A 23,358-nucleotide genomic window follows, 5' to 3' on the forward strand; every position below is an offset into this window, starting at 1 on the left:
ATGCTGTAGTCTTTTTTTGTCATTGTAGCCAAGCTTGCTGTTAAATTAAATATGGGTTTTTATGCAATCTATGGTTATTGTCCCTGTTGGAGACTTGCAGGGATCGCAGCAAGAACCTTTTTGAAATCAGAACTCTTAAGTTAAAAGTATAGACGATGTAGATTGGAAAAAGTTTCGCATGATCAAAGAAAGATTATCGCTACTCATTGAATGGGTAAAATGATCGTAACGATTGCTTTTGGAAACTACACGACTTGTGGGACAACTGCATAATTGATATAGTGATAATACAAATGGATAGTGAATAAATGAGATATGGACATGAAGCACATGCTCCGACGAATAGTCGGTTGGCATGTGCTTTTTTGCGTTTCGGGACATGGAGAATGAGGGAGGAGAGCAGATGAAGGTTGGGTTGTATGTGTGCCGAGTGAGAGAAGAGTGGAAGATGATGCTGTCACTGGATGTCCGAGTGGATGTAGCGTGGTGGCTTGAGGGGGGGAGCGGACAGCGGGTGTTGCGATGGTTGCTGTTAGGCAGGGAGCTGCCTTTAAGTCAGGCATCTTGGATGGTAGAGAATTTTGAGGTGGAGCGGGGGATGGATCAGTGGGGAGAGGAACACTGGCAGGCGCATATGCAGGGCAAACTGGAAAAGTACGAGCGGGCTTCCGGGGAACTGGAGGCTAGGGGAGAGATGGCGGGCAAAGCGGGGATTGGCGCAGAAAGAGGTACGGAGGTGGGCGGGATGCCTGAGCCTTATCCCGCAGGGGAGTGGGCTCAGCTGGAGCGGGGCGCGGCCCTGCTGGCTGAGCGACTTCGCGGCCGCCAATTGCTGGCGGCCGAGGCAGAGGCGATGCTGGCGGACACGTCGCCGCAGCTTGCCTCGGTTTGGCGCGCGGCTGCACAGCTCGCGCACCTGCGTGGGCGGCTGAGCATAACAGCCGCCCTGGAAGGGCCTGCCACGCAGCGGCAACGCCTCGCTTGGCTTGGTCGCGCGCACAGCGCGCCTCGCTGCCGCCGATGCGGCAGCTTTGCCGGGCAGCGCGTGCCCTGCGCTGCCTGCGGCCTGGCGGCTTGCGCCTACTGCGAGGCTTGCCTCGCGCTGGGGCGCAGCCGTGCCTGTGCGCTGCTGCTGCGTAGCGCAGCGCCAGGGGGCGTGCCACGCGATGCATCGCAGCGTGGCACGGCCGTTGCCCCCACCGAGGGCGGACTTGCCCGGTGGGGACTTAGCCCTGCGCAGCGCGCGGCTGCTGCCGCGGCGCTGGCGTTTTTGGCCCAGCCATCCGCAGGGGATGGGCCGGGGCGGTTTTTGCTGTGGGCCGTGACCGGGGCCGGTAAAACCGAGATGATATTCCCTTTGCTCCAATACATATTGGAGCGAGGTGGACGAGCGCTTGTTGCTACGCCGCGCCGGGATGTCGTGCTGGAGCTCGCCCCTCGTCTGGCGAAGGCGTTCCCCGACATCTCACTCGCTACGCTATACGGAGGCAGCACCGAGCGCTGGAAAGACGCACAGCTCACACTCGCGACCACGCACCAACTGATGCGTTTTTACCAGGCATTCGATCTGGTTATTATCGATGAACTCGACGCATTTCCCTACCATAATGATCCCATGCTCGCTCATGCGGCGGCGTCCTCATGCAAGCCTGATGGTCATTTTGTGTACCTGTCCGCTACTCCGCCAGCTAGGCTACAGCGGAAAGCAGCGCAAGGGAAACTCACTCACGCCAAAGTTCCGGTCCGCTTCCACCGCCACCCTTTACCCGTACCGTGGTTACTGAAAATGCCTACCGTCGCCGAGTGTATTCGGAAGCGGGAGCTGCCCACAACACTAAAAAAGAGTATTCAAACCTCCTTGCTGCGGGAAGCTCAGGTATTTGTATTTGTGACACGGATCGCTCAGATCGAGGAGTTTGTACATCTCATGCGTCGCATGTTTCCACACATCCATATCGAAGGAACATCATCCCAAGATCCGGACCGCGCGAGCAAAGTGATTGCGTTTCGTGAACGGACCATACGTTTGCTCGTGACCACCACTATCTTGGAGCGGGGCGTCACCATTCCACGTAGCGATGTATTTATTTTGGATGCGGATAATGGTCTCTTTGACGAAGCTTCTCTGGTACAGATGGCGGGTAGAGCGGGTCGATCTATGGATGATCCAGCAGGAAGAGTCGTCTTCGCATCATCCCGTCGTACGCGTTCCCAGGTGAAAGCGGTGGCCCAGATCCAAAAAATGAACACCATCGCAAAACGCAAAGGCTACCTTCACCCGCCAACACACCAATAGATACTGAGGGAGGCAACAACCTAATGTCGAACTGGCTAAGCAGCATAACAGACCACGTGCACCAACTCACCCATCGCCTGCATGGATTGCTCGCTCCACCCGGAGCGACTTGTCTAACCTGTGGTACACGAGCGATATTGTCTCCGATCTACCCCGGCATCTGTCCGCGTTGTGTGCAGCAAATTCCATGGATTCGTTCCATTCGCTGTCTGCGTTGTGGTCGAGGGATCGGCTGCCCGGACTGCGTCCGCCCACACATGCAAAACCGTTCTTTCATATGCAACCGCAGCGCCGTCCAGTATAACGCTTTAATGAAGGAATGGATTGGGATATACAAATTCAGAGGCCACGAGCGATACGCGCCACTGTTAACGGCTCTTACTGTTCAAGCATTTCAAGCAATGAGTGAAGAACTCAACCCTGTTGTGGCAAAAGAGACCCTGACTCCCGTGGCTCATCCCGCCACGCCTGCTCAATACCAGGTGGATGTTGGTTCACACCCACCCGGCTCGAGCGCGACAACAAACGCACTCATTCACCGAACTAACGGGCGCGTAACAACGCCCGCGCCCGTTCACTTACCTACCGCGTTAGCGCCTGTGCATATACACGCGCAACACAACAACCACAGCTCAGACGCGTACTACACGCACGCTCTTACCGGAGCAGCGACCCTCAGCCGCCAGTCGCTGCTCCAAAACAACAAGCCGCGATGGCGGCCAGACGCGGTGACCTATGTCCCCGTCAGCAACGAACGTCTTGCCGAGCGCGGCTTCAACCAGGCCGAGCGGCTCGCAGCAGGACTTGCCGCAGCCGTCCGGCTACCTGTTGTTGATCTGCTCCAGCGTCGGATCAACACGACCAAACAAAGCTTCAAAACACGCGGCGAGCGTATTCAGACCATGCAAGATGCATTTGCAATGCAGCCGGATGGACTGGAGTTGATATATGACCTCTATCAAGCCAACTCTCAATTCGCGCAAAAGGAGATGCATTCACAGCCAGCTAATTCATCTACGATTCAAGGAGCCTCTTCGAATTTCAGACCAACAAAACAAGGTTGGGAAATTGGTCCCTTACGCTTGCTGATGCTTGATGATATTTACACAACCGGTAGCACCTTGGATGCTTGCGGACAGGTGATCTTGAACGCTGGATATTCCTTGAACATTCCAATCGAAATTTACACGCTGACTTTGGCCAGATCCTGACCGGAATATGAATATTACTTAATAAATGGCTATCATACTCAAATTATATGATGATAATAATTAATATCTTTTATATAGAAAAGAGAAAGTACGTTCTTGTATGTACAGCGTCATCACTATTATGGATTTTCATATACATGCATATGATTTGGATGTTAGTTGTTTGAAGAAACCTTGAACATGAATTAGACAAGAATAATTTTACATGTAAAAAAGAGGAATTTGTTCTGCCGTGTAGAATAGATAGTTCTGCCGTTCACCATTGGTGACAGCACAGGGAGTGGCACAACATATCTTTTGAAGGGGAGAACAACGGTGGTTGCAGGAAAAAGAAAAAATGGGTTTTACTTATGGACCGTCCGTTTACTGGTGCTAATGCTGGTATTCGGACAGTTTGGCGTGTACGGGGGGAACCGTGCTGATGCCGCAACGAGTAATGGTATTGTTTCATCAAGTAATGATTATCAATATGTAATGACGAATAACAACGGTAAATTACAGGTGAACCAGAGAGATGTTAATCTCAGTTGGGTTAGATCCTACAATATTTCAACAACAGGTTACTCTTTTACAAGAAGGCAGTCCATCTTGGGATTTACCAGTGATATTACGAATATAAGTTTCGGCTCGTATACATCCAAGTATACTGGACAGATCGACAATGCATTTCTTATTGATCTAAGTAAAGTTCGTGATTACTTCACTGAGATGACGTATAGACAATCCGGCATGGAAGTGGGGCAATGGACGATCTCGAACTATAATGTTCTGGGTCAGCTTACACCGGTTGATGTATACAATTATGATGTTAGGCAGTTAAGTTTGGTCGTTAATGCGGATACGGGGGAGGTAGTGGACTTCTATTCTGAACTGAACCCGTATTATACACGCAAAGCGGAACCGGCTTCTTTTACCAAACAGCTGGTAGACCCGGTGACGATTAGCAACATCCCTTCTATTCCGGCTGGGGTCACAGGAAAACAAAGTGAAAATACAGTTAACTTGATATGGCAGCATGCGCAGCAAGCCGTGCAATATGAAATTGAGGAGAATGGAATCATTAAGGGGCCTTACTATGGGACAACCTTTGGCAGCAATTCACTATTGCCTGATACGTTGTATTCCTATAGAGTACGTGCTCTAAATTCAATAGGTACAAGTGAATGGAGCCCTTTGTATGAGATCAAAACCTTGCTCCAACAACCGGTGATTTCGGCAAGCTCCCAGGAAGGTAAAAATATTATCCAGTGGAATGCAGTTGACCAAGCTACTCATTATCAATTAAAAATTGATGATGAGCAGCCTATCGAGCTTGGCCATGTGACATCGTATGAGCATGAGGGTCTCGCAGCAAATTCAAGTCATACGTACACGCTAAAAGCTCTGTCCTCCAACAATGAGAGCGACTGGAGTAAAACAATAACGCAACTGGTAGTTCCGGACTCCGTCAGTGGTTTGAAAGTAACAGAAGCAACATTTAATAAAGTTGCACTATCCTGGACCGCTGTAAAAGGTGCGACGGGCTATGATTTGGAGATTGACGGTAACATCGTGGCTGTGACTGGTACCACATATAGCAAAACAGGACTCATTCCTAATACAGAACATACTTTCCGGTTGAGACCAAAAAATACAGGAGGGGCAGGCAGTTGGTCTGATCTGTTAACCGTGTCAACTCAATTGAGCACACCTGTATTAAAATCAAGTCCTTCACAGGAAGAAATTATTCTCGTTTGGCCTTCTATTGAGGGTGCTACTTCATATGAAGTGGAAGCCGATGGAGTAATTGCTGGTATTGTTGTAGATCCGACATTTACGCATACCGGACTCACACCGGGTACAGCTCATAAATACCGTGTGCGTGCTTTGACAGATACCAATACAAGTGCGTGGACAGCCGTACTGAGTCAAAATACGCTACCAGGTTCTGTTGCAGGACTAACAGTGAACTCTGTAACCAATACGGCTATAGCGTTAAAATGGACAACTGTAACTGGAGCCACTGGATACGATCTTGAAATCGACGGCACAGTTGTCGCTGTCACCGGCGTTGCCTACACGAAGAGTGGTCTTGCAGCCAACACAGATCACACCTTCCGCATCCGTTCGAAGAATGCTGCAGGTGTAGGAGCATGGAGTAATTTGATTAACGGAACCACATTATTAAACACACCAGTTTTGAAAGCCGCATCGGAAGAGACGACCATTTACCTGGCATGGGCAGAAATCGCCGACGCTACGAAATATGAAGTAGAGGCTGATGGCGTAGTAGCGATAGTGAACGAACCTTCGTACACGCATAGCAGCTTACTGGCAGGAACAGCACATAAATATCGTGTACGTGCTTTGACCGATACCAACACAAGTGCGTGGACAGCCATTTTGACGCAAAGCACAATTCCAGCTTCCGTGAGCGGACTGACTATTAGCTCGGTAACGAATGCAGCAATAGCTTTGAAATGGAACGCAGTAACTGGAGCTACGGGATATGACCTGGAGATTGATGGCATGTTAGTATCCACTACTGCTACTGCCTACACGAAGAGTGGTCTTGCAGCCAACACAGATCACACCTTCCGCATCCGTTCGAAGAATGCTGCAGGTGTAGGAGCATGGAGCAATTTGATTAACGGAACCACATTATTAAACACACCAGTTTTGAAAGCCGCATCGGAAGAGACGACCATTTACCTGGCATGGGCAGAAATCGCCGACGCTACGAAATATGAAGTAGAGGCTGATGGCGTAGTAGCGATAGTGAACGAACCTTCGTACACGCATAGCAGCTTACTGGCAGGAACAGCACATAAATATCGTGTACGTGCTTTGACCGATACCAACACAAGTGCGTGGACAGCCATTTTGACGCAAAGCACAATTCCAGCTTCCGTGAGCGGACTGACTATTAGCTCGGTAACGAATGCAGCAATAGCTTTGAAATGGAACGCAGTAACTGGAGCTACGGGATATGACCTGGAGATTGATGGCATGTTAGTATCCACTACTGCTACTGCCTACACGAAGAGTGGTCTTGCAGCCAACACAGATCACACCTTCCGCATCCGTTCGAAGAATGCTGCAGGTGTAGGAGCATGGAGCGATTTGATTAACGGAACCACATTATTAAATACACCAGTTTTGAAAGCCGCATCGGAAGAGACGACCATTAACCTGACGTGGGCAGAAATCGCCGACGCTACGAAATATGAAGTAGAAGCCGATGGTGTGGTAGTAGCGACAGTGAATGAACCTTCGTACACACACAGCAGCTTGCTCGCAGGAACAGCGCATAAATATCGCGTACGTGCTCTGACCGATACCAACACAAGTGCGTGGACAGCCATTTTGACGCAAAGCACGTTGCCTGCTTCCGTTACTGGATTCACTTTAAACTCCGTAACCAATACGGCAATAGCTTTAAAATGGAATGCAGTAACTGGAGCGACAGGTTACGAGTTGGAGATCGACGGTACAGTTGTCGCTGTTACTGGCGTTGCCTACACGAAGAGTGGTCTCGCAGCCAATACAGATCACAGCTTCCGCATCCGTTCCAAGAATGCTGCTGGCGTAGGAACATGGAGTGATTTAATTAGCGGAACCACGCAATTGAACACACCAGTATTGAAAGCTGTATCGGAAGAAACGGCTATTAATCTGACATGGGCAGAAATCGCCGACGCTACGAAATATGAGGTAGAGGCCGATGGCGTGGTCGTGGGGATCGTGAACGAACCATCGTATACGCACAGCAGCTTGCTCGCAGGAACAGCGCATAAATATCGCGTACGTGCTCTGACCGATACCAACACAAGTGCGTGGACAGCCATTTTGACGCAAAGCACGTTGCCTGCTTCCGTTACTGGATTCACTTTAAACTCCGTAACCAATACGGCAATAGCTTTAAAATGGAATGCAGTAACTGGAGCGACAGGTTACGAGTTGGAGATCGACGGTACAGTTGTCGCTGTTACTGGCGTTGCCTACACGAAGAGTGGTCTCGCAGCCAATACAGATCACAGCTTCCGCATCCGTTCCAAGAATGCTGCTGGCGTAGGAACATGGAGTGATTTAATTAGCGGAACCACGCAATTGAACACACCAGTATTGAAAGCTGTATCGGAAGAAACGGCTATTAATCTGACATGGGCAGAAATCGCCGACGCTACGAAATATGAGGTAGAGGCCGATGGCGTGGTCGTGGGGATCGTGAACGAACCATCGTATACGCACAGCAGCTTGCTCGCAGGAACAGCGCATAAATATCGCGTACGTGCTCTGACCGATACCAACACAAGTGCGTGGACAGCCATTTTGACACAAAGTACAATTCCAGCATCCGTGAGCGGATTGACTATTAGCTCGGTAACGAATGCAGCAATAGCTTTGAAATGGAACGCAGTAACCGGAGCAACTGGTTACGATCTGGAGATCGACGGAACAGTTGTTGCTGTCACCGGAGTTGCCTACACGAAAAGTGGTCTTGCAGTCAATACAGATCACACTTTCCGCATACGCTCGAAGAATGCTGCAGGTGTAGGAACATGGAGTGATTTGATTAGTGGAACCACGCAATTGAACACCCCAGTGTTGAAAGCGACATCGGAAGAAACGGTTATTAACCTGACGTGGGCAGAAATCGCCGACGCTACCAAATATGAAGTAGAAGCTGATGGCGTGGTCGTGGGGGCAGTGAACAACCCTTCATATACGCATAGCAGTCTGTTCGCAGGAACAGCACATAAATATCGCGTACGTGCGCTGACCGACACCAATACAAGTGCGTGGACAGCCATTTTGACGCAAAGCACATTGCCTGCTTCCGTTACTGGATTCACTATAAACTCCGTCACGAATGTGGCAATAGCTTTGAAATGGAACGCAGTAACTGGAGCAACTGGTTACGATCTGGAGATAGATGGCACCGTATTATCCACAACTGCTACTGCCTTCACGAAAAGTGGTCTTACAGCCAACACGGATCACACCTTCCGCATCCGCTCGAAGAATGCAGCTGGGGTAGGGACATGGAGTGATTTGATTAAAGGAACAACACAATTGAGCACCCCAGTATTGAAAGGCACCTCAGACAGAACGGGTATTGTATTAACATGGGATGCAGTGAACGGTGCCTCTTCATATGAAATTGAAGCAGATGGTCAAATCGTAGCGACTATAAATGATACAACCTTTGTTCATTCCGATTTGCTTCCATCAAGCCTTCATAAATATCGCATTCGTGCACTGAACGATCAAAATATAAGTGCATGGACTTCTGTACTAAGCATCAAAACATTGAATTAAGGATTTAGATCAGGGGTATAGGTTGCGCATACATGCACCCTATACCCCTTTTTTATTCGCAAAGAGGCTATGGACTTGAAGTGAGAAAATAAGGTAATGTATAGTTATTATCCATTCGGAAGAGGAAGTTTGAGAGGGGCGTTTTAGCGATGAATCTGGGTAATTGTCCGCGTTGTGGCAAATTATATGCGTTGAATTTTCGGGATGTGTGCTCGAACTGTATCAAGGAAATTGAACTGGAATACCAGACTTGTGTGGAATATCTGCGCGAAAACAAGGGCACTAACATACAGGAACTATCTGATGCAACAGACGTTTCAATTAAAAATATTACCAAGTTCATTCGTGAGGGACGTATTTCCATCGAAAACGCCCCAAATATGATGTATCCTTGTGAAGTGTGCGGAACCCTGATTCGTGATGGCCATATGTGCGACTCTTGCCGGAATCGTTTGACCAAAGATTTGGCTGGAGCGGCTAGAGAAGTAGGTCAGAAGGATAACGGCAGCATAGGCGGACGAACCTATAATGCTGTCGACAAACTACGGGATCTATAGGAATGAGGGCTTAAATACAAGTTTTGCTATAACAAATGTTTTGGAACGTACCGATAAACTTATTAAAGATTATCGGTTTTTTTTATTATCCTAATCGTTCGAGAACATAAAGATAATGTTAAAAATCCTAAGGTGGAAGGAAGTGCAATTCGTATGAAAATCAATGAACCGAGTAGAATTGGTGCAATCAATTCATATCAGAGGAACGTTGAATCCAATCAGCAGGCTGATGCCAAAAAGAGCCGCCGTAAGGACGAGGTATCCATTTCTCCGGAGGCGATGAAGATGCTTGAGGAACAAGGTCGTACACAGGATGCAGGACGTATACAACGGATACAGGAACTGAAAGAACAGGTAAGTTCGGGAACTTACCAAGTGGACAGTAGCAAGCTTGCTGACAAGTTACTGCCGTACTTTAAGTCTTTTGATAAGGAATAGGTGATCACGTAATGGCAGCACTGGACAGATTAATTGCAGTTTTGCAGCAAATGGAACAAAGTCACCGCGAGATGCTGGCACTCAGCGAGATCAAGAGACAGGTTATTGTCAAAAACGATGTGGATCAACTCATTGCTGTAATGAATAAGGAATCCAAGTTTATGAAACAGCAGGAGCCACTTGAGAGCGAACGACTGAGTGCAGTTCATGAACTGCTTCAGGAGCGGGGCATCAAGTCGATGCTTAACCTGAATATCACAGAGATCTCCAAGCTAATCTTTGATCCGGCTGATAAACAGCGATTGCTTGAAGTCCAGAAGAAGCTAGCGGGAACATTGCAGGAATTGAAAGAAATTAATCAATTGAATCAAAAACTGATCGAGCAATCATTGATGTTTATTGATCTCTCAATGGACATATTTGCTTCTCGGCCGGAACAGGATGCCACATATCAGCATCCTGCTGATAAGAACGGTAATCCAGGGCGAATTGGTCTTTTTGATACACGTGCCTGATTAATTAGGGGGAAACAAGGTGACATCTACTTTTCATTCAATCGAAACGGCTAAACGCAGCTTGTTCACACAGACGACAGCGCTTAGCACAACAGGACATAACGTGGCAAATGCCAACACGGAAGGGTACTCCCGGCAAACGGTAAACATGAAGGCGTCTATTCCTATGGAGCCGTTTGCATTTTTGCACAGTACAACACCAGGACAACTCGGAACAGGGGTGGAGTTCGACTCCATTACCCGTGTGCGTGAAAAGTTCCTTGATGATCAATATCGTAATGAAAATACCAACTTCGGAAGTTGGTCCATTCAGCGAGATACGTTGGAAAAACTTGAAGCCATTGTGAATGAACCTTCGGACACCGGATTTAGGACTGTAATGGATAACTTCTATAAATCCTGGTCCGATCTGAGCAAAAATCCAGAGGATGTAACGGCACGTCGTATTGTTAAAGAAACCACGCTGGCTCTGACAGATGCGATGAATCAGATTAGCCGTCAGTTGGGTGCACTCAGTGAGGATCTGGACAGTAACATCTCTGTGAAAAGTAGTGAAATCCAAGGCTACCTGGGTAACATTGCTAACCTGAATAGTTCGATCGTTAAGATCGAATCGCTTGGCGACAATGCCAACGATTTGCGTGACCAGCGTGACCTGATGGCGGACAAGCTGTCCAAGATTATGAATATTACCGTTACCGACTCGCCACAAGGATACTCCATTCAGATGAATGGACAAGCGCTGGTTACAGGTGGGGCGGTCCAGGCTGTCGTTGACCCCGCTTACCTCAATGCAGCTTACACGGCAGGTAATCTTACCAACGGCGAAGTTCACGGGATGATTAAATCCAGAGATACATTGGTCAGTGACTACCAGAAACAAATGGATGACCTGGCTAACACGCTTGCCAACGGAGATATTGAGATCACGCTTCCTGCCGGTTCTGTCTTACCAGATAATACTGTACTGGATGGTGTTACATATACTGGTGCGGCGCGGACATTGGCTACAGATCTGAAGGTTACGGTTAAAGGTTTGAATGGTCTGCATCAGCTTGGGTACAGCATGGACGGAACCAATTCACCAGGAGTACCGTTCTTTACAGCAGCTGGTGGTGGGCCTACGATTACAGCTGGAAATATCTCATTGAATGCCGAAATTTTGGCTGATCCTAACAAGATTGCTACCTCGCTACGGACAACGGATGCTTCTGGAACGGAGACCGTAATTAAAGGGAATAATACACTTGCTATTCTGCTTGCTAACCTCAAGGATACACCAATGAAGTCAGCTGATGGACTTCGTAATGCAACAATTGGTGCTCAATTCAGCGCAATTGTAGGTCAACTTGGTGTTCAGTCTCAGGAAGCCGCTCGTCAGACTTCGAACTCTGAATTCCTGGTGGAGCAAGTGGATACTAGACGGCAATCGGTCAGCGGCGTATCCCTTGATGAAGAGATGGCAAATATGATCAAATTCCAGCATGCCTACAGCGCATCTGCTCGTTTTATGACCACATATGATGAATTGCTAGATAAATTGATTAACTCCACCGGAACGGTAGGCAGATAATAGAAGGGAGTGACTTAACAGACCATGAGAATAACTAATAATATGCTCAGTTCACAACTACTTTTGAACCTGAACCGGAATGCACAGCAGATGAACAACACCCAAACCCAGTTGGCGACAGGTCGTAAAATTAACAAGCCTTCTGACGATCCAGTAGGGATCACGTACTCCCTTCGATATCGTGCTGAACTATCTTCCAATGAGCAGTATCAGAAAAACGTGGACACTGCTGTATCATGGCTTGAATTTAACGATACCGTCATGAACCAAGCAGGGGAAGTTATGCAGCGACTGCGTGAATTAACAGTAAATGCATCGACGGGAACGAACCCTCAGTCTGCGCTTGATAGCATTAATGAGGAAGTGAAGCAGCTTAAGGAACAACTCATTGATATCTCCAACAGTAAGCTAAACGGCAAGTACATTTTTAATGGTGAAACCTATGATGTAAAACCGTATGACTTCCCGGCCAATGCTGATGGTACTCTAGATACAACAAACGCTGCTTCCGTTGTGACCGATAAAGGGAAAATTAATTTTATTGTAGGTGAGAGTGTACAACTGCCTATCAATGTGAGCGGAAATGAAGTGTTTGGAACGGAGACAGAAGAAGATAATTTCTTTACTATAGTAAACACGATTATGAAGGCTTTGACTGAGGGCGATCAAAAGGAGCTATCCAATCAGTTGAATAACATCGATACTCGTATGGATAAAATGCTGTCAATTCGCTCCGAGATTGGTGCAAAAACCAACCGTGTTGACCTCATGATGGGTCGATTGGAGGATCTTGGTATTAACTTAACAGATCTGCAATCCAAGGTAGAAGACGCGGATTATGCGGAACTTGCAATGCAATCTAAAATTCAGGAAAATATTTATAATGCTTCTCTGTCTGCAGGTGCGAAAATTATATCGCCATCTCTGGTGGACTTCCTGAGATAAAAAGGAGGAGTTAACTTATGAAGACTCTTCCTATCGTTCAGTTCCGAACTACGCCATCTATATTAAATATTGATGCCGACCCAGGACAATATTCGATTCGTCAGCCTAAAGCGGAAGTTCAGTTAAATACTAAGCCGGCGAAACTGACGGTCGAGAGCCATCCAATCGAGCTCCATGTGGATCAGAGCAAAGCTTTTTCTGCTTATACAGGTGGGAATATGATTGATATGAATGCTCGAATTTACTCAGGTATTGAACAAAACTTTTTACAAAATATAGCCTCGCGTGTACAACAGGGCAACCAGTTGGCCGCGATTCACAAACCTGGCAACACAATTGCCAACATCATTGGTTCAGACTGGCAGCCTCAACCGTTTCCAGAAACAAGAACCCCGGCCTCATTTGATAACGTAGATACTCGAGTTATTAAAAGACCACCTAACATCAGCTATGAACCAGCAGTCTCTGAAATGAATGTTATTGTGAATAAACCGGAGATTGAGTATCAGAGAGGTAAGCTAGATATTTATGTTAAACAATATGCATCAGTACAATATACTCCACCTGCCATAGATATGGAGTTGTAAGTTATAATGTAGAGCTATAGACGGTCTCGGATGCAGCCCTCTATAGCTCTTTTTGTATAAATTCACCGCCAAGGAGGCGTTTATTATTCATATTCAGACAAGCATGTGGGGAGAAGTAGAGGTTCAAGAGAAAGACATATATCAATTTCCCAAAGGGTTACCTGGATTTGAAGAAGAAACTGAATTTGCATTAATTGCATGGGAAGATACGCCTTTTAGTTATCTACAGTCTGTTAGAGAAAAGGATCTTTCTTTTTTGCTGGTAAGCCCGTTTACGTTCGTTCCAAATTATAGTTTTGAGCTGAGCGAGGTAGATAAGGAAGAATTGGAGATTGCTGAACGGGTGTCTGTCTACTCTATGGTCACGATCCATTCGCAAACAAATAAATCCACAATGAACCTTCTTGCACCTGTTGTCCTCAATCCTGAGCAGCGCCTGGGCAAGCAAGTTGTACTCCATCAGTCACTATATGAGACGCGTCATCTCATCTGGACCGAAGACGAAGAAGCTAAATCCGTGAAGGGTGGGGTCTGACATGCTGGTACTATCAAGAAAAAAGGGTGAGTCCATTGTCATTCAGGATCATATTGAGGTGACCGTACTCGCTGTAGAAGGAGATACCGTCCGCATCGGGATCTCTGCACCTAAGCATATTGATATCTTTCGCCAAGAGATTTATGCGTCCATTCAGGAGACAAATCGTGAGTCTGCTACGCCTTTGGCAGCCAATGTTGAGGCATTTATGGAGCGACTACGTAATGGTGGAATAAAAAAAGATTAAAAATATTCCAATTTGCTATAAACAGTTGTTCACCTTCCGTCGATATATAATTTAGACGCTGCTTCGGCAGGGCGGCCGACCTTAATGTCGCGGCGTTTACCACATGGATGTGGAACTAATTTATTTTCAGGGAGGAAACACTCTAATGATTATCAACCATAATATCGCGGCATTGAACACACACCGTCAACTGTCTGCAAACACTGCTAACACTAACAAAAATATCGAAAAATTGTCTTCCGGTCTTCGCATCAACCGTGCTGGTGACGATGCTGCAGGTCTGGCAATTTCCGAAAAAATGCGCGGTCAAATCCGCGGTTTGGATCAAGCTTCCCGTAACGCTCAAGATGGTATCTCTTTGATCCAAACAGCTGAGGGTGCTTTGAACGAAACTCACTCTATCCTGCAACGTCAACGCGAGATTGCTAACCAATCCGCAAACGGAACAAACACGGATTCCGATCGTCAAGCTCTGCAAGACGAAATGAACCAATTGACTTCCGAAATCAACCGTATCGGTAACACGACTGAGTTCAATACTCAAAAATTGTTGCAAGGTGATGGTAAAACTAACCTTACAGGTACTGGCGTTGCTAAAGACGGATTTGTAAGTGGTGGTTTGACTACTCATGCACAAGCAAGCCAAACCCTTGATGCTCCTGCTGCTGTTGGCGCAATTGGTGATGAACTGACAGTTACTATCAATGGTCAAGATCTGTCTGCTAAGTTGACTACATTGCCTGCTGATGAAGCTGCAACTGGAGCCCAATATGCTGCTGAATTACAAAAAGCTATTGATGCAAATGATACATTGAAAGGTAGCTTTACAGCAACAGCTGATGCAGCTGGTAAAGTTACTATCTCTGCAGTTAAACAAGAAGATGGCGGTCAATTTGATGGATCCAAGGGTAATATGACCGTTGCGAAAATAAATGGTACAGATGCAGCAGGTGGTGCAGTTTCGGTTGGTACTACAACTTATACCGCTGCAAAAGGTACACTTGACTTCTCGAGCATAACTTCTCCGGCAGCAGCAGAGAAATTGCTTGGTACTGGTGTGACTATTAATGGTCAACAGGTTGAGTTCTACGATGCAACAAAAGGTGAGTACAAAGGAAGCGCACTAGGAGTTAATATTAGTGCCTTGACTAAGGCTGGTGCTACTGTAGGTGCTGGTGATGTTGCTCAAGCAATTGTTGACACTCTTGCTACTAAAATTGAAGGTGTAACACTTTCCGTAGGTACAGGTGCTGATGCAAATAAATTGGTGATCACATCTAATGCTAAAGGTGAAGCTGGTAACGGAATCACTTTGAAAGATGGCGGAGTTCAGAAGAACTTTGAAACTTCTTTCCAAATTGGTGCTAACACTGGTCAATCCATGAGCCTTTCTATCGGCGACATGCGTTCTTCCGCTCTGGGTATCACTGGTAAAGCTGGCGATGCTGGTTTCACTAAAGAAAACACTGTAACTGATGGAACTAACGATGTTAAAGGCGAAGCTGCTCTGAACATCTCCACTAAAGAAGGTGCAGCTGCTGCAATCGCAGTTCTGGATAAAGCAACTGCAACTGTATCCAGCGAGCGTTCTAAACTGGGTGCTGTTCAAAACCGTCTGGAGCACACAATCAACAACTTAGGAACAGCTTCTGAGAACCTGACAGCTGCTGAATCCCGTATCCGTGACGTTGACATGGCTAAAGAAATGATGAGCCAAACGAAAAACAACATCTTGGCTCAAGCAGCTCAAGCAATGTTGGCGCAAGCAAACCAACAGCCACAAGGCGTTCTGCAATTGCTTCGTTAATTTTATCTTGCTTCATCCTAAACCTTGGATCTATGATCCAAGGTTTTTTTATTAGATTTTACATATTTGCTAAAGCTAAATAGTCCATAAGCCGATATATACTATAAATGCGAAATAGTTGGAGGTCGTTCAAGGGTGAACATTCAATTTTCCTTATCTGCTGCCTCATCTGCAAACCCTGCTATAGAATTACAGAACCCGGCGGGCGCTTCTCAAGCGGGAGCCGACATAGCAAACATCAGGACAGCGAAAGAAGCCTATAACAAAGAAAAACAGGGTATGAATCTATCTGTGGGAGAAGAACTGCTGATCCGTAACATTGATCGAGCGGTAAAAGCCCTCCAAGGTCCAGAAACGACGCTGGACATCAGCATCCATGAGAAGACACATGATATTATGGTGAAGGTGCTAAATAAGGAAACAGGTGAAGTGCTTCGCGAGATTCCGCCTGAGAAGACACTGGATCTGGTAGCCAAGATGATGGAAATAGCTGGAATCCTGATCGACGAGAAAGTATAAAGTACAAAGTACAAATTATATTCTAACGTGCGAGGAGTTGAATTTATGCGTATAAACGGGTTCTCCGGTATGGATATTGATAGCATGGTCAAAGAACTTATGACAGCCAAACGAGCTCCGCTAGATAAGTTGAACCAGAAAAAAACATTGCTGGAATGGCAGCGTGATAGTTATCGAGAATTGAATAGTAAGATGTATGAATTCCGAAACACCAAGTTACAGCAAACATACAGACAGTCTGCGGCACTTAATACACAAAAAGCTGTTGTTACAGGTAACTCGGATGCCGTTAAAGCAGAAGCGGGTGCAACAGCTAATGGTATTAAGATGGAAGTGTCAATTGAACAATTAGCTACTGCAAAAGCGCAAGAAACTGACGGTAAGGGTCAAGGCTATAGCTCAAGGCAGTCACTTGCCGAACTTGCTAACGGTATAAAATTTGGACAACCAACAACAAGTTTAGGTACTAGTGATTATTCCAAAGAATACAAAATTAAAATTAATGATGTAGAAATGACGTTTACCGGGCAAGATACGGTTTCTTCTATTATTGCGAAAATCAATAGTAAAACTGACTTGAATGTAAAAGCTAGTTTCGATGATCTGACAGGCAAGTTTACCATCGCATCTAAAGATCTAGGTTCTACAGGTAAACTTGACGTTGAGGCACCGGATGCTGGGAATAATTCATTAATGGATGTTTTTGGACAAGGATCGACTGCAGTGGTCACAGACATCGCGGCGAAAGATGCTATTGTTCTAATTAATGGAAAAAAGTTAGATCCTCCACCTACTAGTAATATAATTACCTACAACGGTGTGCAAATGAATCTTTTGGCAGAGACTGTTACAAGAGATTCTAACGGAATTATAACTAGCGACAAGCCTTTTACGATAAATATCCAGAGCGATCCGGACAAAGCACTAGAGACGGTGAAGGCTTTTATAGCGGATTATAATACGATGTTGGACTTATTGAACACCAAGGTTGGTGAAGAAAAGTATCGCAGCTTCCAACCGCTTACCTCAGAACAACGAAGTGCCATGACAGAGAGTGATATTAAGTTATGGGAGGAAAAGGCCAAGAGTGGTCTACTCAAGAACGATGATATTCTCTCAAACCTCGCTTCAACAATGAGAATTATTATGGGCGAGAAAATGGGGGAACTAAGCAACATTGGCATCACGGGTGGTAAGTATTATGAAAATGGGAAAATCTATCTAGATGAAGAGAAGTTCAAAAAAGCTATAATTGGAAATCCACAGCAGGTCTCCGATATATTGCAAGGTACAGGGACAAATACTGATAGCTCCATTTTTGGTAAGTTATACAAAGAGATGGATACAGCAATGACCAAAGTTGCAGAACGTGCGGGTACGACTAAATATAGCGGTGATGTTAACAGCATTTACAAGGAAGAAAGTGTTATGGGTAAAACACTCAAAGGTTACAATACTCAAATCACAGCCTTGGAAAAACGTCTGAGTGATCTTGAAAATCGTTATTACAAGCAATTTACTGCAATGGAAACTGCAATGAATAAATATCAAAGTCAGTCGTCTAGTTTATCCAGCTTCTTTGCTAGTTAAATTTTTACTTGAGAGTGAAAGGGTGTAAATATGATTAAGTCTCCATATGATCAATATCGTCAGTCGTCCGTTCAGACTTCTTCCCCGGGTCAGTTGTTGATTATGTTGTATGATGGAGCTATTCGTTTTGTGCGGACAGCGATTGATGGATTAAGTGCCAAGGATTATCAGAAGGTTAGTCTAAACCTCGGGAAAGCACAAACCATTGTAAGTGAATTATCAGTTACTTTGGATCGCTCTGCTGATATTGCAGAGAATCTTAATGCGCTGTACGAATATATTAATTTTCTGCTTATTGATGCCAACACGAAGAAGAATGCTGAACCTGCTGAGGAAGCCTTGGGTTATTTGAAAGAGTTGAAAGAAACTTGGGTTCAGGCAAGCAAAATGGTATCTTCATCTGAGCTTGGAGCCGTTCATGGATGATCTGATTACAAAGTTAGAACAATTAACACATGATATTATGCTTACCATTGAAGAGGCAGACTCAGAAACATTGGAGCAATTCGTGGACAAGCGTCAGGTCATTATTGATGCCATGTTACAACAATACTCAGGTGAGGCTTCTCTACCTCAACAAGCTAGGCTTAAAAGCATTATGGAAAACGATCATGCAATTCTGATGAAGATGAGTAGCCTGAAGGTTGAAGCCAAAGATTGGCTCATCCAACGTAAACAGGCTAAGGTGCAAAAGAACGCATATGAGATATCTTACGCAGTAGACAGTATCATTGTAGATACTAAAAGGTATTAAAATATGATAAAGGATGAGGAATATCCCTGAGGGGACATTTCTTCATCCTTTTATTAATTTCTAATGTTTTCTAATAAATATTTGTAAAATCGATTAAATCGTCCTCTTCCTCATAATTAAACACTATTGTATGTTTCCCCAGTCTGCAGGTCATTTCATATCCACCGGCTGTTTCGTTATAATATTCATTATTAGGTTTACCCAGCCATAGCCTCACATTTTGTGGAGCAAGATTTTGTTTCTCGTTGTAAAGTTGCAGAATGGCTATACGTGACTTGGCATTCAGTCCATGCATATATGAATCAAAGCCTAAGCCAAATTGAGGGAGTAATAAAAGGCTCCCCATTCCCCGTTTCCACGAGATTTAGGTTTAATTAGATTACTCTGCACAGACTTGAGAGTCATTCCAATCTTGATGTCAGAGCGACCTGGCAACATGCCCTTTGATGCAGCGGCCTTAAGATTCTCCAGATAGGCACGATCCCCCATCCCGGAGTTTGGCCAAGATGATTGATCCAGATAGCGGGTATCGTTGAGACGCAGCTCCAGCTTGCTGACATTTAGCTTGAACGTATCGACTGCATACTTGAACTGCACATTGTTATAATATTTGAATTGTATTCTGGAGCCTGACAAACTGCGGATACCATTATTTCTTTAGAGCCCAGTATGTGTCGGAAATCTTTTTGCCTTTATTGTCGGTGAATTTTATTGGTTGTAACACACCAGAACGGATTATATAAGTGTGCACCTCATTGAAGTTGGAAGTTCCCCAATCTGTAAGCATTAACATGTCAGGTGTTCCTGCTTCTTTCCCTTTAATTGTGTAATTCCAGGTCTGAGGCAAAATAATGGTTTCGATGGTTAACTTAGTGGTTTGAACGGTTCCATACTTGGCACCTTTTTTTAGAAGCGCTGCACGATACGTTCCAGAATAACTTTTGTCGCCTGTTTTATTGTTTGTCCAGTCATTAGGCTCTGTAAGGGTAGATTTCTTTTCATCGTCCGCGAATAGATAAACGGTATAAGGCGTTTGATTTGCATCCCGCAGTGTGAAGGAGAGACGGCTTTTACTTTTGAGTTGATCGGCTGAGATTTGTTTTTCTTTAGCAGCGGCAGTTGTCGGTAGCATTAGTAATGTGCATAATGTGATACTGGCGAAAATTAGTATTGCTAGTAAGCTCCACTTTCTGTAATACTTTGAATAGATCATCGTTGATTATCCTCTGGCTATTGTAGTTAAAATATGTAATTTTAAACTTTATAAATTGTATCATTTTTGATGTTATTCGCACAGTAGAAGAATTCCAATAAATCTGTAATTAATATTTAAAAATTGTCTTATCACTCGTCTAGTAAACTGATATATTAGCAATACCCCATCGTTCAACACAATCCCCAATTAATCTACAAAAAATTCCAAGAAAACATTTACTTTACCAATTGACAATGGATAACTTTGGATGGTATTATCTGAGTTGTGGGCAAGGGTCTTTGACACAACCTCACTTCATTTGATGACGAAGGGAATGTTAGTGCATGCAAGGTAAAGTAAAATGGTTCAACGCAGAAAAAGGTTACGGTTTCATTGAAACTGAAGACGGCGGCGACGTATTCGTACATTTCTCCGCAATTCAATCCGAAGGATTCAAAACTTTGGAAGAAGGTCAATCCGTAGAATTCGACATCGTCGAAGGCGCGCGTGGACCGCAAGCGGCTAACGTAATCAAATTATAATCATCCGGACAATCCGACCTACATATATGGTTAGATGGTTACCAATTGAATTATCGCTAGCATCAGACTCCGGTTTTTCCGGGGTCTTTTTTTGTTTGCGTTTAGCCAAGTTAGACACAATAAGCCGGTAAAACTCCGGTTGAGGAAAGAGCCAAGTTACCTCGTAGTTGGCAGGCAACCGGTGGTTAATTGTTATGTTTTGAAGTATGAAAAAAATCGTATTGATACAAGAAGAAGAACATGAGAAAGCAGTTTGAAACCTCATGCGCAGTTTGATGAAGGGGAGCTAGAAAAATAGAAAAGTAAAACAGAGGGCTTACCCCTGCAATGAAATTTCTGTTTCCTATTCTACTAATAACAAAAATCTCTAGAACTAGTGATATATCAAGACTATTTGGATAAAACGATTTCAACATGATTTTATAGTACCAATTGTTTTTAATAGTTATATCATGCTACTTGAGGTACTTTAAGAGCTCATTCTGGAATCAGACTTGGTATCATTTATATCAGTGCACAAAACTGAAAGGTATATGGGGTAAATATGCAAATTTGACGCTGAGTAGCTGGACAAGGCTTGTAAATAGTGAGGTTTTGTGGGAAAGAATACTAGTTCCCTTCCTGAACTATTATTAAAAAGTTAAAATATAGTAGAATAATTCTATTAACATATGGTAGTATAGATCTAGTTTGGTAGTTAATTAGACTCATACAACAGATTGTTATATTTCTATCAATCAGCTAACAACCTGTTAAAACGATTTTGGATGGATATTACATAAGACTTTAGGAGGATAACATGAGTAAAAAGAAGAAACTACAAGGAGCAGTTGTTAGTGCTCTAAGTTTGAGTATGGCATTGTCTTCGCTGAGTGCTGTATCTGCACAATCTGTAAATGATGTACAAGGACACTGGGCAGAGCAACAAATTCAAAGCTGGATTGAGAATGGTACCTTGAAAGGTTATCAAGATGGTTCAGTAAAACCGAATAATTCTATTACGCGCGCCGAATTCATTACATTGGTTAATCGCATGTTTGGATTCACAGACCCAAGCGCAGCTAATTTTAAAGATTTGTCCCCGTCCAACTGGGCATATAACGATGTAGCAAAAGCAGTCAATGCTGGTTATGTGAAAGGGTACTCGGATAACACCTTCCACCCTGGTTCCAACGTAAGTCGTCAGGAAGCTGCGACAATGATTTCAAATATTCTTGGATTGAATACTAGCAACACCGAAGGGGTCAAACAATTCACAGATGCAGGAAAGATTCCTACGTGGAGCCAGGGGAGCGTTGCGGCAGTAATTGAGAAAGGAATCATGAAAGGGTATCCAGATGGTACATTCCAAGCCCAGAAGCAGTTAACTCGTGCAGAAGCGGTTGTGCTTATTGAATCTGCCATGAGTAACCGGGAAGTTGCTGCAGAAACAGTAACTATTGATAAGGCTGGAATTTACGGTAGTACGCAAGAGACAAAGATAGTCAACGGCGATGTGATTATTAATGTGCCTGGTGTAACTCTGGAAAACTACGAAATTAAGGGGAATCTGTTACTTGCAGCAGGTATTGGCAGTGGAGACGTAACAATTAAAAACGTAAAAGTTCACGGCACCACCAACGTCGAGGGTGGCGGTGAGAACTCTATTCATTTCGTGGATTCAGTGCTGGTCAACATTTTAGTTAATAAAAAGGATGGTACAGTTCGTCTAGTAGCTGAAGGTACCACTAAAGCCCAGAAGGTTATTGTTCAATCATCAGCTAAATTGGAAGAGAGCGATCTGAACGGCGAAGGTTTCACCGATGTTGAATTGGCCAAAGAACTGCCAGCCAACGCAACAGTACAATTGAACGGTAAATTTGACGATGTTGATATCTTTAGCGCATCCGTATCCGTGAAATTGCTCAGTGGTTCGATTCAGGATGTAACAGTTGATGCTGAAGCTGTTAACAATACAATCCAACTGAGCAGTGGTGCGCAAGTTGTAAACTTGGTATTGAACGCCATCTCTAAACTACTGGGTGCTTCCAATATTACAACAGTAACACTTAATTTTGGTTCTCAAAATTCTACTTTTGATGCAAGACCGAGCAATGTCCAGGGTGACCAGAAAGGTAGCATTATTGTAAACACACCATCAACTACGGTTTCAGCTCCTAGCGGAGGGTCTTCTTCAGGTGGAGGCGGTGACCAGCCGAAGGTGACGTATACAGTGAGCTTTAACCTTAATGGAGGAAGTGGTAATATCCCAACTGCAGCGACCGTAGAAGCAGGAAAAACAGTGACTTTGCCAGCTGCACCTACGAGAGAGGGATATGCTTTTGCAGGTTGGAACACAGTAGCAGATGGAAGCGGAACATCTGTAAACGGTACAACAGTGATCAACGAGAACACTATGCTATACGCACAATGGCATTTAGCCGCGCCAGCGAACGGATTAAAAACGCTTAACGTTGCCAGAGTAACCGAAACTGGAGCGAAGTTCCTCGCAGCAGGTTTAGTTAATGAGAGTGGTGCCGAAGTGCCGAGCACCTTGGGAGAAATCAAAGATTATATCGAGGATAAGTATGAAGTATCATTCAATGCAAATGTCATTTCGGTTGTAGATGGAAAAATCTCCATTACAGGAAGTGTGTTGAGTCCAGCGGATTGGGCCAAAGTGAAGGCGAACGGCAATAAAACAATTCCGTACCGTATTACCTTGGTGGAGGATGGTACGAAGGTCAAAGCCGCTAAAATTGCAATG

20 protein-coding genes are annotated in these 23,358 nt (G+C 44.9%); 18 read left to right on the forward strand and 2 right to left on the reverse strand.

The window, feature by feature from the left end; translation table 11 throughout:
- Positions 1-403 precede the first annotated feature (403 nt).
- The 16 genes from CS562_RS17950 (at position 404) to fliT (ending at position 18,875) form a co-directional block, all read left to right on the forward strand.
- Positions 404-2,296 carry a helicase-related protein gene (locus tag CS562_RS17950; RefSeq protein WP_099857650.1) on the forward strand — a complete coding sequence of 631 codons (1,893 nt, stop codon included), beginning with the start codon at positions 404-406 and terminating at the stop codon, positions 2,294-2,296.
- A gap of 728 nt (positions 2,297-3,024) precedes the next feature.
- A complete protein-coding gene (locus tag CS562_RS17955; RefSeq protein WP_099857652.1) occupies positions 3,025-3,507 on the forward strand; it encodes a ComF family protein in 483 nt (160 codons plus the stop codon).
- 315 nt (positions 3,508-3,822) lie between these two features.
- Positions 3,823-8,808, forward strand: coding sequence for a fibronectin type III domain-containing protein (locus CS562_RS17960; protein ID WP_099857654.1), 4,986 nt, complete (start codon positions 3,823-3,825; stop codon positions 8,806-8,808).
- Between the two features lie 149 nt (positions 8,809-8,957).
- On the forward strand, positions 8,958-9,365 hold the full coding sequence (locus tag CS562_RS17965; protein ID WP_072733606.1) for a TIGR03826 family flagellar region protein: 408 nt from the start codon (positions 8,958-8,960) through the stop codon (positions 9,363-9,365).
- 153 nt (positions 9,366-9,518) lie between these two features.
- On the forward strand, positions 9,519-9,803 hold the full coding sequence (flgM, locus tag CS562_RS17970; protein ID WP_053779526.1) for a flagellar biosynthesis anti-sigma factor FlgM: 285 nt from the start codon (positions 9,519-9,521) through the stop codon (positions 9,801-9,803).
- 11 nt (positions 9,804-9,814) lie between these two features.
- Positions 9,815-10,318 (forward strand): flagellar protein FlgN, encoded by a 504-nt coding sequence (locus CS562_RS17975; protein WP_072733605.1) that lies wholly within the window; start codon positions 9,815-9,817, stop codon positions 10,316-10,318.
- Positions 10,319-10,337: 19 nt separating this feature from the next.
- Entirely contained in the window at positions 10,338-11,891 is a 1,554-nt protein-coding gene (gene flgK / locus CS562_RS17980; RefSeq protein ID WP_099857656.1) for a flagellar hook-associated protein FlgK, read from the forward strand.
- Between the two features lie 24 nt (positions 11,892-11,915).
- Positions 11,916-12,836 (forward strand): flagellar hook-associated protein FlgL, encoded by a 921-nt coding sequence (gene flgL / locus CS562_RS17985; protein ID WP_099857658.1) that lies wholly within the window; start codon positions 11,916-11,918, stop codon positions 12,834-12,836.
- Positions 12,837-12,853: 17 nt separating this feature from the next.
- Positions 12,854-13,423: a DUF6470 family protein gene (locus tag CS562_RS17990; RefSeq protein WP_099857660.1), complete on the forward strand. Its 570-nt coding sequence runs from the start codon at positions 12,854-12,856 to the stop codon at positions 13,421-13,423.
- Positions 13,424-13,526: 103 nt separating this feature from the next.
- Positions 13,527-13,958, forward strand: a complete 432-nt coding sequence (gene fliW, locus CS562_RS17995) for a flagellar assembly protein FliW (RefSeq protein ID WP_257219530.1) — start codon at positions 13,527-13,529, stop codon at positions 13,956-13,958.
- Position 13,959: 1 nt separating this feature from the next.
- Positions 13,960-14,205: a carbon storage regulator CsrA gene (gene csrA, locus CS562_RS18000; protein WP_099857662.1), complete on the forward strand. Its 246-nt coding sequence runs from the start codon at positions 13,960-13,962 to the stop codon at positions 14,203-14,205.
- 145 nt (positions 14,206-14,350) lie between these two features.
- Complete coding sequence (locus CS562_RS18005) at positions 14,351-16,012, forward strand: flagellin N-terminal helical domain-containing protein (protein WP_099857664.1); 1,662 nt, start codon at positions 14,351-14,353, stop codon at positions 16,010-16,012.
- A gap of 135 nt (positions 16,013-16,147) precedes the next feature.
- Positions 16,148-16,531, forward strand: coding sequence for a flagellar protein FlaG (locus CS562_RS18010; protein WP_099857666.1), 384 nt, complete (start codon positions 16,148-16,150; stop codon positions 16,529-16,531).
- 45 nt (positions 16,532-16,576) lie between these two features.
- Positions 16,577-18,121: a flagellar filament capping protein FliD gene (gene fliD, locus CS562_RS18015; protein WP_099857668.1), complete on the forward strand. Its 1,545-nt coding sequence runs from the start codon at positions 16,577-16,579 to the stop codon at positions 18,119-18,121.
- A gap of 30 nt (positions 18,122-18,151) precedes the next feature.
- Complete coding sequence (gene fliS / locus CS562_RS18020; protein ID WP_099857670.1) at positions 18,152-18,547, forward strand: flagellar export chaperone FliS; 396 nt, start codon at positions 18,152-18,154, stop codon at positions 18,545-18,547.
- A complete protein-coding gene (fliT, locus tag CS562_RS18025) occupies positions 18,540-18,875 on the forward strand; it encodes a flagellar protein FliT (RefSeq protein ID WP_099857671.1) in 336 nt (111 codons plus the stop codon). Before fliS ends, fliT begins: the two co-directional genes overlap by 8 nt.
- Before the next feature lie 309 nt (positions 18,876-19,184).
- Here fliT and CS562_RS18035 read toward each other — a convergent pair whose 3' ends face one another.
- Together CS562_RS18035 and CS562_RS18040 are read right to left on the reverse strand one after the other, a co-directional pair.
- Positions 19,185-19,511, reverse strand: a complete 327-nt coding sequence (locus tag CS562_RS18035; protein ID WP_099857675.1) for a hypothetical protein — start codon at positions 19,509-19,511, stop codon at positions 19,185-19,187.
- 13 nt (positions 19,512-19,524) lie between these two features.
- The gene (locus tag CS562_RS18040) at positions 19,525-20,088 is read right to left on the reverse strand and encodes a hypothetical protein (RefSeq protein WP_099857677.1); all 564 of its coding nucleotides are present in this window, start codon (positions 20,086-20,088) and stop codon (positions 19,525-19,527) included.
- 326 nt (positions 20,089-20,414) lie between these two features.
- On the opposite strand from CS562_RS18040, the gene CS562_RS18045 reads away from it, so the two are divergent.
- Together CS562_RS18045 and CS562_RS18050 are read left to right on the forward strand one after the other, a co-directional pair.
- Positions 20,415-20,612, forward strand: a complete 198-nt coding sequence (locus tag CS562_RS18045; protein WP_024631599.1) for a cold shock domain-containing protein — start codon at positions 20,415-20,417, stop codon at positions 20,610-20,612.
- Between the two features lie 799 nt (positions 20,613-21,411).
- The coding region (locus CS562_RS18050) for an S-layer homology domain-containing protein (RefSeq protein ID WP_180287174.1) at positions 21,412-23,358 on the forward strand (1,947 nt) is incomplete at its 3' end.

Origin of the sequence: Paenibacillus sp. LK1, assembly GCF_002750415.1 — a bacterium.
In the GTDB taxonomy this organism is placed as follows: domain Bacteria; phylum Bacillota; class Bacilli; order Paenibacillales; family Paenibacillaceae; genus Paenibacillus; species Paenibacillus taichungensis.

Bases quoted from the DNA above. Each gene is read 5' to 3' on its own strand.
- CS562_RS18040 (WP_099857677.1), bottom strand. From the start codon at position 20,088: ATGATCTATTCAAAGTATTACAGAAAGTGGAGCTTACTAGCAATACTA.
- CS562_RS17965 (WP_072733606.1), top strand. From the start codon at position 8,958: ATGAATCTGGGTAATTGTCCGCGTTGTGGCAAATTATATGCGTTGAAT.
- fliW (WP_257219530.1), top strand. From the start codon at position 13,527: ATGTGGGGAGAAGTAGAGGTTCAAGAGAAAGACATATATCAATTTCCC.
- flgM (WP_053779526.1), top strand. From the start codon at position 9,519: ATGAAAATCAATGAACCGAGTAGAATTGGTGCAATCAATTCATATCAG.
- CS562_RS17990 (WP_099857660.1), top strand. From the start codon at position 12,854: ATGAAGACTCTTCCTATCGTTCAGTTCCGAACTACGCCATCTATATTA.
- flgL (WP_099857658.1), top strand. From the start codon at position 11,916: ATGAGAATAACTAATAATATGCTCAGTTCACAACTACTTTTGAACCTG.
- fliD (WP_099857668.1), top strand. From the start codon at position 16,577: ATGCGTATAAACGGGTTCTCCGGTATGGATATTGATAGCATGGTCAAA.
- fliT (WP_099857671.1), top strand. From the start codon at position 18,540: ATGGATGATCTGATTACAAAGTTAGAACAATTAACACATGATATTATG.
- fliS (WP_099857670.1), top strand. From the start codon at position 18,152: ATGATTAAGTCTCCATATGATCAATATCGTCAGTCGTCCGTTCAGACT.
- CS562_RS17975 (WP_072733605.1), top strand. From the start codon at position 9,815: ATGGCAGCACTGGACAGATTAATTGCAGTTTTGCAGCAAATGGAACAA.
- CS562_RS18045 (WP_024631599.1), top strand. From the start codon at position 20,415: ATGCAAGGTAAAGTAAAATGGTTCAACGCAGAAAAAGGTTACGGTTTC.
- CS562_RS18005 (WP_099857664.1), top strand. From the start codon at position 14,351: ATGATTATCAACCATAATATCGCGGCATTGAACACACACCGTCAACTG.
- csrA (WP_099857662.1), top strand. From the start codon at position 13,960: ATGCTGGTACTATCAAGAAAAAAGGGTGAGTCCATTGTCATTCAGGAT.
- CS562_RS17950 (WP_099857650.1), top strand. From the start codon at position 404: ATGAAGGTTGGGTTGTATGTGTGCCGAGTGAGAGAAGAGTGGAAGATG.